At 39.3% G+C, this 13,647-nt stretch carries 12 protein-coding genes; all 12 read left to right on the top strand.

The window, feature by feature from the left end; genetic code table 11:
• Positions 1–8 precede the first annotated feature (8 nt).
• The 12 genes from ABD676_RS09660 to pstB all read left to right on the top strand — a co-directional run bounded on the left by ABD676_RS09660 (position 9) and on the right by pstB (position 13,597).
• The gene (locus tag ABD676_RS09660) at positions 9–1,388 is read left to right on the top strand and encodes an MBL fold metallo-hydrolase (RefSeq protein WP_344674465.1); all 1,380 of its coding nucleotides are present in this window, start codon (positions 9–11) and stop codon (positions 1,386–1,388) included.
• An 11-nt stretch (positions 1,389–1,399) separates the two neighbouring features.
• Positions 1,400–2,026, top strand: coding sequence for a Crp/Fnr family transcriptional regulator (locus ABD676_RS09655; protein ID WP_344674464.1), 627 nt, complete (start codon positions 1,400–1,402; stop codon positions 2,024–2,026).
• Positions 2,027–2,170: 144 nt separating this feature from the next.
• Positions 2,171–2,569, top strand: coding sequence for a hypothetical protein (locus tag ABD676_RS09650; protein ID WP_344674463.1), 399 nt, complete (start codon positions 2,171–2,173; stop codon positions 2,567–2,569).
• Positions 2,570–2,763: 194 nt separating this feature from the next.
• The gene (locus ABD676_RS09645) at positions 2,764–4,113 is read left to right on the top strand and encodes a TolC family protein (RefSeq protein ID WP_344674462.1); all 1,350 of its coding nucleotides are present in this window, start codon (positions 2,764–2,766) and stop codon (positions 4,111–4,113) included.
• Positions 4,114–4,123: 10 nt separating this feature from the next.
• Positions 4,124–7,276: an efflux RND transporter permease subunit gene (locus tag ABD676_RS09640; RefSeq protein WP_344674461.1), complete on the top strand. Its 3,153-nt coding sequence runs from the start codon at positions 4,124–4,126 to the stop codon at positions 7,274–7,276.
• An 8-nt stretch (positions 7,277–7,284) separates the two neighbouring features.
• A complete protein-coding gene (locus tag ABD676_RS09635) occupies positions 7,285–8,376 on the top strand; it encodes an efflux RND transporter periplasmic adaptor subunit (protein ID WP_344674460.1) in 1,092 nt (363 codons plus the stop codon).
• Positions 8,377–8,394: 18 nt separating this feature from the next.
• Entirely contained in the window at positions 8,395–8,961 is a 567-nt protein-coding gene (locus tag ABD676_RS09630; RefSeq protein ID WP_344674459.1) for a TlpA family protein disulfide reductase, read from the top strand.
• A gap of 4 nt (positions 8,962–8,965) precedes the next feature.
• A complete protein-coding gene (locus ABD676_RS09625; RefSeq protein WP_344674458.1) occupies positions 8,966–9,436 on the top strand; it encodes a DsrE family protein in 471 nt (156 codons plus the stop codon).
• Between the two features lie 822 nt (positions 9,437–10,258).
• On the top strand, positions 10,259–11,134 hold the full coding sequence (locus ABD676_RS09620; protein ID WP_344674457.1) for a PstS family phosphate ABC transporter substrate-binding protein: 876 nt from the start codon (positions 10,259–10,261) through the stop codon (positions 11,132–11,134).
• Complete coding sequence (gene pstC / locus ABD676_RS09615; protein WP_344674456.1) at positions 11,124–12,014, top strand: phosphate ABC transporter permease subunit PstC; 891 nt, start codon at positions 11,124–11,126, stop codon at positions 12,012–12,014. Before ABD676_RS09620 ends, pstC begins: the two co-directional genes overlap by 11 nt.
• Positions 12,004–12,861, top strand: a complete 858-nt coding sequence (gene pstA / locus ABD676_RS09610) for a phosphate ABC transporter permease PstA (protein ID WP_344674455.1) — start codon at positions 12,004–12,006, stop codon at positions 12,859–12,861. Before pstC ends, pstA begins: the two co-directional genes overlap by 11 nt.
• Positions 12,851–13,597, top strand: coding sequence for a phosphate ABC transporter ATP-binding protein PstB (pstB, locus tag ABD676_RS09605; protein ID WP_344674454.1), 747 nt, complete (start codon positions 12,851–12,853; stop codon positions 13,595–13,597). Before pstA ends, pstB begins: the two co-directional genes overlap by 11 nt.
• Positions 13,598–13,647 lie beyond the last annotated feature (50 nt).

Below are 13,647 nucleotides of genomic sequence, written 5' to 3'. Positions count from 1 at the left end.
GGAGAGAAATGTTTTTTCAACAAGTATACGACAAAACCCTTGCACAAGCGAGTTACTTTATAGGTTGTCAAGCTAAAAATGAAGCGATAGTTATTGATGCTCAACGCGATATCGATGTTTATTTGGAAATCGCCAAACAGAATAACATGACTATCACGCATATTACAGAGACCCACATTCATGCTGACTTTTTAGCTGGTTCGCGAGAACTTGCGGCAGCTACCGGCGCACAATTATACCTATCCGATGAAGGTGGTGATAATTGGCAATATGAGTTCCCTCATATCGGTCTTAAGGAAGGCGATAAAATCAACATAGGTAATTTGTCATTAGAGGTAATGCATACACCAGGACATACTCCTGAAAGCATCAGCTTCTTACTACGTGATCATCCTGCATCTGATGAGCCGGTGATGATATTTACTGGCGACTTTGTTTTTGTAGGTGATATTGGTCGTCCTGATTTGCTGGAGGAAGCAGCTGGAATGGTGGGCACGAAAGAATTAGGTGCGCAGCAGATGTTCCAATCCTTAAAGAAATTTACAGCATTACCTGATTTTATTCAAGTATGGCCTGGCCATGGTGCGGGCTCCGCTTGTGGTAAAGCTTTGGGCTCTGTACCTAGCAGTACTGTAGGATATGAGAAAATTAGAAATTGGGCATTCCAATTTGGCGATGATTATGAAGGTTTCAAAAATTACTTATTAAGTGATCAACCGGAAGCTCCTTATTACTTCGCGATGATGAAGAAGTTAAATAAGGTCGATCGTCCTCTTTTAGTTGAAGTACCGAAACATCCAACTATTTCTTGGACGGAAGCAGAAAAATTAAACGATGTAATTTTAGTGGATACCCGTCATAAAGATGAGTTTGCCCAAGGACATGTGGAAGGTTCCATCAATATTCAAAACAATAAGGCCTTGGCAAATTGGGCGGGTTGGGTGTTGAATTATGATGATCAGTTACTTGTTATCGCCGATGAAGGTGCGCAAGAAGAAATTACCCGTAAACTTATGCGAATTGGTTTGGATAATATTCAAGCCTTTGTGACAAACTTAGATGGTGCTAATTTGGTGAAAACAAAGATCGTTGATGCAGATACCGTTGAAGAATGGAAAGATAAGGAGGATACGGTATTATTGGATGTTCGTGGAAACTCCGAGTTTAAGGCTGAGCGTATTCCGGGTGCGGAACATCGTTTCATTGGAAAACTCATTAAAAATCTACCTACGGATATCAAAGATAAAAACATTATTATCCAATGCCAATCTGGTGACCGTGCAACCATCGCATACTCCTTCCTGGAGAAGAATGGTTTTGATAATCTTTACAATTATTCAGGTAGCTTTTTGGATTGGAAGAAAAACGGAAAAGCAACTGTAAAATAGTAAATTAGTATATGAGTTTGATAGAAACAGCATATACCGGGATATTAGAGCCCGCCTTAATCGAAGAGATTGAGGCGGTTGCTACTATAAAGTCTTTCGAAGTAGGTGATATAATTGTCGATATCGGGCAATATATCCGTTCTATGCCCTTGTTACTCACCGGAGCTATAAAGATCGTTCGAGAGGATGAAGATAGAGGAGAGGTGCTATTATACTACCTCGCGCAAGGCGAGACCTGTACCATGTCTATTGCATGTTGCATGGGAAATAAGAAAAGCGAAATCCGTGCGCAAGCTGAAATGCCAACAACGGTAGCTATGATTCCCAATAACTTCCTAAATGAATGGCTCGTTAAATATAATTCTTGGCGAAATTTTATATTGAATAGCTATTCCTCAAGAATGAATGAAATGTTAGGTGCGATTGATAATTTGGCATTTTCTAATATGGAAGAACGGATCATGAATTTTCTAAAAGAAAAGGTGCGTCTGACAAACGACCGAATATTGACCGTCACCCACCAAGATATCGCCATGGATTTAAATACCTCACGTGTGGTGGTTTCCAGGATACTCAAGAAACTCGAGAATGAAGACAAGATAGTCCTCTTGCGAAATGAAATACGAGTATTGGTCTAAAAGATCTTTTACAAATCGGTAAGAAAAAAAACTTTACCGATTTTTTTTTATCCAATACATAATCTAATCGTCAAAAAGTGAATACAATCCAATAAAATACCCTTACAATTTTTATTATTAGCTAATTAGCCTTAGTTTTGTAGCATGCTGGAAACCAATTTTAAGTCCATCCAACAATTTAGTATGCTAGCCAAGGTGCTAGGCATTGTACTATTGTTTGTGTTGACTTCCTGTCCGTTGAAAGCTTCTATTAAGCAGAGTCTCAATCCTGATTCCCACATCGAATTAAAGAACAATAAGATTCATCGTATAGATGCATCTGTTGATCAGATGGTGGATTTTTGTAGCTCAGCTATTGAACTTAACAACGGTACTCAGGCCGTCAGCGCGGAATTCCAATTCCAACCGCTCTTGCTGTCCTTTGGTTTCGTGTTCCTATTAGCGCTTTTCATTCCTCAAAAGGAAAGCATTTTTGTAAATTGGAATACGGCCAAGCTCAAAAGCAATCCTTCCCTAATTCAGATAAGAAGACTTAACCTGTAGACTTCCCCTAATTTATTTATTTGGCTTTACTTGAACATTTTCGCTCAAGTGACCCTGCAGTTCGTATACCTGTGTATGGAGGATTCCTATTGCCATGGAATCTAATAAACCCAAGTGTTATTTACTGCCTTCATCCTCAAAAGCCGGGATAAAAAATTAGTCTATTTATTTAATCTACAAGTTAAAAGACCTTTATGTTTTTATCAAAGAAACATTTCATAGGGCTATTATTGATCTTTATAAATCAAGTTGCTTTTGGGCAATCTTTACAAGATTTATGGGAAAAGACAGCCTCTCACTACAAAGGATTTGACCTTAAAAAGCAACAGATTCTTATGGCCAAACAAGATAGTTTGGACCGATTAATAAAATACCGACCGCAGGTTCAAGTACAAGCTCAACAAGGCTTAAGCTCCCTATCAGGAACCTCAGGTACATTCTTACCTCTTCCAGGTATAGTAAACAGTAATGGTAATGCTAGTAATAGCGATCCTATTTTCAACCATTTTCTGTCAAGTACGATGAATTGGGATATCGTTAATTTCGGGAAGAAGCAATTGGATAAAGAAATCGGGAGATCGCAAATCCAACAAAGCCAAACCGATCAACGCTTATTCGAAATACAAATTCAGCAGAAACTTGCTGAACGATATTTGAACTATCAATATTTACAGGTTCTTGAAGATTGGTTTAATAAACACAATGCTAGATACCAATCCATTTTGCAGTTGACAATAGGCTTGGCAAAGGCAGGTGTAAAACCTGGAGCTGACTCCTTATTAGCTCAATCTGCATTAAATCAGGTTCATAGTAATTTGACTCTTTTGGAAGGTCAGGCTGAAGGAGCGAAATTTCTCCTTCACGAATTTACAGGAGAAACTTTTCAAGAGTCCCCTTATAAAACTAATAGTCCTTTCTTAAGCTTGATCGATCATCAAGATTTAGGTGTGAATTTGCACCCGAAATTGCTCATCAAGGATGAAGAAGCCAATATGTTGGCCCTGCAAGAAAAGAAGTTAGCAAAGGGTAAATTACCGAGAATCATGCTTTTAGGTGGTTTAGCTAGTCGAAGTAGTTCAGTTAATTCTTCGGGTGTAGCCTTAACAGATTATGGTCAATTATATGACAATTTTGCCAACAACTATTATGTAGGATTAGGAATGACTTGGAGCCTGCAGGATTTGTGGCAATCCAATTCGAAACAACGCAGTAGCCAATTGCAGCAAAGAAATGTTAATCTAGAGAAAGAGATGATCAATAATGAACTTTCCAGTCAATTGCAGAATGTTCAAGCACAATTACATGCTGCAGTACGCGGTATCGATGCATCTAATAAAAGCCGTATAGAAGCAGAAGAAGCATACCAGCTTTATAAAGCGCGATATGAAGGCGGTTTGATCAATCTTTCTGAACTGTTGCAAGTGCAGGATGTACTGCTTCAGACTGAAAAACAAAATTTAAATGCCTACATGGATTATTGGAAGCTGTATGTAGTGTTAAGCTATCATCAGGCAGATTTTAATACCTTATTTCATCATTTTTAAGCAATAGACTATGAATTTAATCAGATTTGCACTACGCAAGCCTATTGCTATCATGATGTTTGTTTTAGCAATAGCCTATTTTTCTTGGCCTGTCATTAAAAAGGTCAAAGTTGATATTTTCCCGGAGATCGAATCTCCGGCCATGTACATTGCCATGCCATATGGTGGACTCTCACCTGCTTATATGGATGGTTTTATGGCCAATGAGTTTCAAAAAGTTCTACTCTTTGTTAACGGGGTTAAAGAATTGGATTTTAAGAGTGTACAAGGTTTAACCCTCATGAAGTTAAGCTTTTACCCCGGGACAGATATGTCTCAAGCATCGGCTGAGATTTCCATGCAGGTATCTCGAGCCATGGGCTTCTTGCCTGCAGGAGCAGTGCCGCCTATGGTGGTACGTTTTGATGCCAGTTCCTTACCTGTAGGTCAATTAGTCTTTGATTCGGATGTACATAGCGTTACGGAGTTACAGACGATGGCAATTACGAAGGTTAGGCCCATGTTTGTGAACATCCCAGGTATTACTGCTCCGGCGCCTTTTGGTGGTAATATGCGGAGTTTGGTGGTCAATATCGATCCCCAACGAATGAAAGCGAACGGCTTAAGTCCGGAAGAAATTACTTTGGCAATTACCAAGAACTCCATCCCTTCGCCAGCAGGAAACGTGCGGATAGGTGATAAGAATATGATGGCTCCTGTCAATTCCATTTCCTCAGGCGTAGAAGAGTTCTTACAGACACCCGTCAAGTCAGTAGATGGACGTACGGTATTAGTGGGGGATGTCGCATCCGTGATGGACGCAGCTGACCAAACAGTAGGTTATTCTATCATTAATGGCAAACGCTCAGTTTATCTTCCGATTATTAAGAAGCCCGATGCTTCAACTCTGGATGCCGTGGATAACCTGAAAAAGGCTTTGCCAATGTTAGAAAACTTACTGCCAGAAGGAGTGAAAATAAATTACGCCTTTGACCAATCGGTTTATATCCAACGCTCCTTAAGTAATTTGATCTTTGAAGGAGTCTTGGGGGCTTTACTGACCGGATTAATGGTGTTCCTGTTTTTACGAGATCCTCGGGGGGCTCTCATTGTAATACTCACCATCCCTATTGCTATTTTATCCAGTGTCATAACCTTGCACTTTTTTGGGCAAACTATCAATATTATGACGCTTTCCGGGTTAGCTTTGTCTATTGGTATTCTGGTTGATGAAGCGACGGTTACCATTGAGAATATTCACCAGCATATGGAGCTGGGAAAAGCAAAAGCCAGAGCTATCCTAGATGCTTTACTGGAAATATCTGCGGCCAAATTGCTTATTCTATTGAGTATTCTAGCGGTATTGACGCCGGCTTTTATGATGGAAGGGATACCACGTGATATGTTTATGCCGCTTTCCATGGCAGTAGCTTTTGCCATGATAGCCTCTTTTATTGCTTCTCAAACCTTTGTGCCCATTATGGCGAATTGGATAATGAAGCATAAACATAGACCTAAAGGAAAGCCGAAGAAATCATTTAAAGATCGTATTTCAACAAAGTATGTCTTCAATTTGCGTAATCGTTTTTCCAAATCAAAAACATTCACTTTTAGTTATTTGATCGTGGCCAGCATTCTGGTTTTCCTGACTATTGGTTTTATAGGAACTGAAATCATGCCGAAATCAGAAGGAGGGGACTTTCAGCTTCGCTTGCGAATGCCGGATGGAACCCGCCTGGAGAGGACAGAAGAGACGGTTAAGGCATTAACAAAATCCTTACAGGCAGAATTACCAAATGAAAGTGTGAAAATCAGTTCGGCATTTGTTGGAATGCATCCTTCTGCGAATCCGATTAATCCTATTTTCTTGTTTACCTCCAGTACTGGAGAGGCAGTCCTTCAATTATCATTAGATAAGAAGAAGTTAGGAATGAATACCGATGGGTTCAAAGAGTTTGTCCGAGACCATATCACCAAAAAATATCCGGAATTGCTTTATAATTTCGAACCCATCGAGTTGATGGAGAAAATCATCAGCCAAGGTTCAATGACACCAGTAGAGGTAAAAGTGAGTGCCCCACAATTGAAGGATGCAGTAAAACATGCCGAGAAAATAAAGGCGGAGATGGCGAGCTATCCATTTGTTCGAGATCTTCAGATCGCAGAACCATTGAAATATCCTACTATAGATATTCAAATTGATCGTCGCCGTTTAGCTGAATTTGGCTTGACGGTACAAGAGGTCTCCAAGAATATATCCGCAACCACTTCTTCAACTCGTTTTACGGACAAAAACCTGTGGGTAGATCCTAAATCAGGTCTTGTCTTTCAGGTTCAGGTACAAGTTCCAGAAAATCTGACACAATCTATTGAGGATATAAAGGCTATTCCTGTGAAAAAGGGAAGTAGTTTTCCCTTATTGGAAGATATCGCAAGCATCAGTTATAAAGATGCACCAGCTCAGGTTAATCGCCGTGGACCAAATCGATATGTTAGTATTATCGCAGATGTACACGAGAAAGATTTAGGTGCTGCCAATAAGATGTTGGATCAAGTGTTAGAGAAAGTAGGCGAGGCTCCTAAAGGTATCCGTGTTTGGAAGGAAGGATCCTTGGTTCTTTTGGAGGAAACATTGATTGGTCTTCTTTCTGGATTGTCCATTGCTATCGTTGTTATCTTCTTTATGATGTCTGCATATTACCAGTCGCTCCGTATTTCCATTGTGATTTTATCGGTGGTTCCAGCAGTGATTGCAGGTAGTGGAATCATGCTGTGGATTGGTGGTAGTACATTGAATTTGCAATCCTACATGGGTATGATTATGTCCATAGGGGTATCGATTTCCAATGCAGTTCTCTTGATTAATCAGGCTGAATGGTATCGAAAGAAGATAGGTTTAACAGCTTCTCGTTCAGCATTGGTTGCTGCCAAATCCAGGTTCAGACCTATTTTAATGACAGCCATGGCCATGTTGGCTGGTATGCTTCCAATTGCTTTAGGTATGGGTGAAGGAGGAGAACAAGTGGCTCCTTTAGGCCAAGCCGTTATGGGAGGGTTAATAAGCTCTACGGCTACTATTCTACTAATCGTACCATTAATTTTCGGACTTATTATGAAAAAAGCTGCTCAAACGGAACCTTCATTGGATCCTGATGATGTGGCAAGTAAATTCTATCAACAATAAAATCAACAATGAAAATATTAACATTATTTGCGGCTGTAGTCTTCTTGGCAGGATGTCAAGCGAACAGCAAGGAAAGCGATAAAAAGGAAAGTGGGGAAAAAGGTACTTCTTCAATTCAGGTTCAGGTGGTTCAACCTCTAGAACAACAACCTACTTATGACTTGAAACTTCCAGGTGAACTTCATCCTTATGAAAGTCTGGATGTCTATGCCAAGGTTAAGGGTTTTGTAAAAAGGATCCATGTCGATGTTGGCGATGAAGTAAGAACGGGTCAGGTATTGGCGGTGTTAGAAGCGCCAGAGATGGATATTCAATCAACGGCAGATCAAGCCAAATCACAGCAACTGGATGCCAATTATGTGGTGAGTAAAAGACGATATAATCGATTACAACAGGTACAGGATAAAAATGTAGGTGCAGTGTCTGAGTTGGAATTGGAACAAGCTTATGGAGCCATGTTGCGTGACAGTGCAGCATTACAAGAAAGCCGATACTCACATAAAAAGACCAACCAATTGAAGGAGTATCTTTTAATTCGTGCACCATTTTCAGGTATCATCACGGCTAGAAATTTTGCTGTTGGTGCTTTAATCGGAGATACAGGATTACCATTCTTTAGATTAGTCGAGAATAAGCGCCTTAAATTAAAAGTGACTGTCCCGGAAGTACATGCACAGTCTGTTTCGGATAATACCATAGCTGCATTTACAGTCTTAAGCAAGCCCGGTACAAATTATGAAGCTAAATTAAAACGTAATGCCAAAGTAATTGATCCCGTAACGCGTGCACTAGCCTTGGAATTTGATGTTCCTAATGCAAAAGAAGAATTAAATGGTGGTGATTATACCGATGTACAGTTAAAATTAAAACGTGATCATCCCACTTTGTTTGTCCCAACCTCATCCGTAATACAGAGCCAATCGGGTATTTTTGTCTTAAGGGTAATCGATGGCAAGGAAATTGAACGTGTTCCTGTGAAATTAGGACAACAAACCGCAGAGTTAACTGAGGTTTTTGGATCGCTTCAACCCCAAGATCAGATTGTGAAAAAGGCATCTGAAGAAATAAATAATGGTCAAATAGTTCAAATTGTAAAATAATCTATAGAAATTTAGCATATGAAAAAGATGAGTTTAACCTTAGGTCTAATCGCTGCAGCTATCCTGACCTGGTCATGTGGTAATAACCAACCTAAAAACGAAGGTGAAAAACCGAAAGAGCAACAAGAAACTACGCAGGCAAACCCACAGGAAGCTGTTGATAAAGGTTTGAATGCTAGTTTTAAAGATATCAATGGAAAAACGGTTTCCTTGGCAAATCTAAAAGGAAAGGTTGTCGTTATGAACTTTTGGGCGACATGGTGTCCGCCATGTATTAAAGAATTACCATCCTTGCAAAAGCTCTCAAATGAATTAGCCAATGAAAAGGATATCGTGTTTATGGCAATTGAAGTGGATCAAGATATTGAGAAAGCGGCTCAATTCATGGCGAAAAACAAATACACTTTACCTTTGTTTACCCTAGACTCCCAACTTCCTGAAGAATTGGCGAGTAACTCCATCCCTGTGACCGTAATTTTAGCTAAAAATGGCGATATCGTAGGGAAACAAGTTGGTATGATGGATTTCGGTTCTGAAAAACTAAAACAAGGACTTATCGACCTGACTAAGGAGAACAATAAATAAAAGCATGAAAAAATTACTCGTAATTATGGTATTGATGGGAGGATTATATGCTAATGAGGGGCATGCTCAAGATAAAGAGCAACTTCTAGCAGAAAACAAAAACTATACGGGTGCTACGGCATCGGAGGATCATTATAAGGCAGTTTATCAATTGGATACGGATAATCCAGATATCGTAAAAAAAACCTTTCGTAATATCAATAATCTGTTGAAAGACACTCGATTAAAGGATAAATTAGAAGTTGAACTGGTTACTTTCTCGGGGGGTACAGAAGTTATGCTGAAAAAAAATCCTTACGAAGAACAGTTGAAAGATTTAATTGCAAAAGGTGTACGTGTCGTTCAATGCCTAAATTCTTTGGAAGAACGAAAATATACTAATGATCAATTGTGGGATTTTATTGGTTATACCCCAAGTGGTAATGGTGAATTGATTATCCTTAACAAGCAAGGATGGTCAATCGTTAAACCCTAATACCAATGTAAATTCTCCAAATTACTTTCGTTTATATTAACTAAAGATTTTAAGCTGCTTTTACGAAAAACAATTATTGTTGTTCATAAAAGCAGCTTTTTATTTTACTAGAAACGCTGGAATAACAATAGCACAACAGCATTCCTGCTTCCCCATCCTAATTTTTATTTGCCATTTATCTTTCCTGAGAGAACCAAGTTCCAAGTTGAGAAATCTAATGCACTCCACTTTTATTTGATTCGCATTTAGTAGGGGATTGGGATGATTTTGGTTAGGGTTGAGTTCGAGAACCCTAAGGAATTTCCTAGGATCTGATAGGGATCTTCTTCGGATCTCGTTCGCTTCTAACCGAACGAGATCCGAACAAGTTCCGAACAAGTTCCGAAGGAGATCCGAAAGAGTACCAAAGAAAACCCCATTGGAATAGTATTTAGTATGGAGTAATGAGTATAAAGACAACAGACAAAAGCGAGCATAAAGTGGAAAGGAAAAAGTAGAACTTGTAAAGGGAAAAAGGGAAAAGTAGAAAGGTTTACCAGCTAAGATCGATATGGAGATCGCCAAAAAATATTGTTGTTTTCTAGGAGGTATTTGCGGGGAGATTAATTTGTTTAAAGGATGGAGCAAATTGATTTTGATAAATCCATTTTTATCACCACGCTTGTTTTCACGGGTGCTGTAGGGTACATCTGACCGAAAATTGAATGAATTAATCTTACTTTAATAAAATTTTTACATTTTTCTAACATAATCAGCTAAAGTAGGCAATACGTTAATAATCCCTTAACATTACGTTAATCTTGGTTTTTCATTTTTGTGGAGATGAGAAAATACAGTTTTCACTTTGGGGCATTTTTATGTCTGACTACGATTTTGCTGTTTTCTAGTTGCAGCAATAATACGAATTCCATCAAGATGAAGGGCTCCGATACGGAGGTTAACTTGGCGGTCAATCTGGCGGAGCGTTTCACGAAATTGGATCCTAACTTTAACATTGCCATTTCTGGTGGTGGTTCAGGTTTAGGGATTACCTCATTAATGAATGGACAAGCAGATATTGCCAATTCCTCGAGACCGCTTTCCGATGAGGAAAAGGAACAATTTAAAGCGTTGAATATTGATGTGAAGACGGTTGTATTTGCAGAAGATGCCACGGCTTTTGTTGTTCATAAAGATTTGCCTTTGGAGGAGATTGATGTAGAGACCTTGGGAAAGATTCTGTCTGGGGAGATTAAGAATTGGTCAGAAGTAGCCAATTTTGAGTTACCTATTAATATTTATGGTCGTCAGAGCAGTTCTGGTACCCATTCATTTGTAAAGAAGAAATTAAAGATTGAGTTTTCAAATACAGCCAAAGAGATGACTGGAAATGCACAGATCTTGGAGGGTGTGAAGGCTGATAAAACTGGATTAGGCTATGTTGGAGCTGGTTATGTAGCGCATGACCCTTCTGCTAGTCAAGGTGTAAAAATATTAAAGATTAAGGAGAATGATGCCATTGGCCCTGTCTCTCCACTTGATCAAACTGCAATAAATAAAGGGATTTACTTTTTCCAACGCCCGCTCTATCAATTCATTCTTGCTAAATCTTGGGAGAAAGTACGTCCTTTTATCAATTTCGAACGCAGTGACCTTGGTCGCAAATTGATTTCTGACCATGGCTATTACATCTTAGAAAACCAAAAAAATGAAATATAAGTCAAGATTAACCTTGGATGTTGTTTTTAAGTATATTTTTAAAGCAACAGGATTATTGGTATTGGCACTTTTAGGCGGGATTTTAGCGATGTTACTTTACAACTCTATTTCTTTCTTTTTAGATGTTAAGCCATTGGATTTTATAACCGGTATGGAATGGAATCCTACGGGCAAGATTCCAAAATATGGAATGGTGCCATTGATTCTAAGTACCACGATAGTAACCCTGGGAGCAATGGTAATTGCTATACCTCTAGGTATTGGTACTGCAGCTTTTATCGCTGATTATGCTAGTCCGCGTCTGAAAAACATTCTGAAGCCTACAATTGAAATGCTTGCAGCTATTCCTTCGGTTGTAATCGGTTTCTTAGGAATTGTTGTTGTGAGCCCTGGGATTGCAAATATGGCGGATCTTTCGAATGGATTAAACGCCTTGAATGGAGCTATCCTATTGGCAGTAATGGCCTTGCCGACCATTATCACGGTGGCAGAGGATGCTATTCATGCTGTTCCTAAGACGTATAAGGAGGCGAGTTTCGCTGTTGGAGCAACCAAATGGGAAACCTTGATTAAGGTGGTTATTCCTGCAGCTGCGCCCGGTATTATTGCTGCGGTCATGCTTGGTGTTGGACGTGCCATTGGTGAAACCATGACCGTATTAATGGCAACTGGAAACGCCTCTATCTTACCTACGAGTATGTTTGACTCGGTTAAAACCATGACGGCTACAATCGCCATCGAGATGGGTGAAGTTCCATATCAAACAACTCATTACTTTGCTCTTTATGCTATTGCAACGGTGTTATTCCTAATGACACTGGGTGCAAATATGTTGGGTGAATATTTTATTAACCGCTTTAGAAAATACCATGCGCAATAAAACTTTTAGGTTCTCGAGTATTATCGAATGGGGAACCTTACTGTTAAGTACTCTATTAGTCTGTTTCTTTTTAGTTGTTGTACTTTGGGAAATTATTTCCAAAGGTTCAGCAGTCATCTCTTGGGATTTTGTAACCAAGGTTCCATCGGATGGAATGACCAGAGGAGGTATCATTACGCCAATTATTGGTACAGTATTGCTGACCTTAATTACTTCTATTTTTGCCATTCCATTTGGCGTTTGTTGTGCAATTTATTTACAGGAATATGCGGAGGACAGCTGGTTGACACGGACGATTAGAGCATCCATTCGTAACCTTTCCGGAGTACCTTCCATTATCTATGGTTTATTTGGTTTGGCTTTGTTCGTTCAAGCCCTACAATTTGGAACCTCCTTAGTTGCGGCAGGTCTGACTTTGGGTCTATTGTCTTTGCCTTATATTATTACAACAACAGAGGAAGCATTGATGCGTATTCCAAACAGTACGCGTGAGGCTGCATTAGCCGTAGGCGCAACAAAGTTTGAGACCATTAAAGATGTGATTATTCCTTCTGCGATGTCTGGTATCCTGACAGGGGTTGTATTAACGCTTTCGAGAGCTGCCGGTGAAACAGCACCGATACTCTTTACGGGTGCGGCATTTTACATCAATGGCACTAGTGGATTTATAAATCAGGAATTTATGGCCTTGCCATATCACTTATATATGCTTTCTACACAGCACCAATCGATCGAAGAAGTTCGACCAATTGCTTACGGAACTGCATTAGTATTAATCATTGTCGTATTCCTATTGAATCTCACCGCATTTTACATTCGTTACAAGTACAGAAAAAATGAAAACTAAGCTATCTGCCGAGAATTTAAATATTAGTTTTGGACCGAAACATGTCCTAAATAACATCAATGTTCAGTTTGCTGAAAATGAAATCACCGCATTAATTGGTCCTTCAGGTTGTGGAAAAAGTACGCTTTTGCGTTCTTTTAACCGCATGCATGATTTATCTCCGGATGCGAAAATTGATGGGAAATTACAGTTAGAGGATCTGGATCTGTATTCTAGAACGGTTCCTGTTACAGAGATTAGAAAACGTATTGGAATGGTTTTTCAGAAAGCTAATCCTTTCCCGAAAAGTATTTATGATAATATTGCTTACGGTTTAAAGATCAATAATTTACCTCACGATAAAACCATCATTGAGAAGGCATTACGTGAAGCATTCTTATGGGAAGAGGTTAAAAATGATCTTAAGATGCCTGCAACACGTCTTTCAGGTGGACAGCAGCAACGTCTATGTATCGCTCGTGCCGTAGCATTACGTCCAGAGGTGATTTTAATGGATGAGCCGTGTTCAGCATTAGATCCGGTAAGTACCTTGAAAATTGAGGATTTAATCATGCATCTGAAAGAGAAATATACCATCGTTATTGTGACGCATAATATGCAACAAGCACAACGTATTGCCGATAAGACAGTATTCATGTATTTAGGGGAAGTGAAAGAAGAAGGACCAACCAAGCAATTGTTTACTAATCCGGTAAATGAAATGACTGCTAATTATATTAATGGTCAGTTTGGGTAAGGGGAGACCTGGGCCCTGCGGGCGGTATTTAGTATTTAGTACAGAGTAAT

It is taken from the genome of Sphingobacterium kyonggiense, from assembly GCF_039536825.1.
Taxonomy (GTDB): Bacteria; Bacteroidota; Bacteroidia; order Sphingobacteriales; family Sphingobacteriaceae; genus Sphingobacterium; species Sphingobacterium kyonggiense.
Note: the sequence above shows the minus strand (reverse complement) of the source record. Positions and strands in the feature narration are given on the sequence as shown.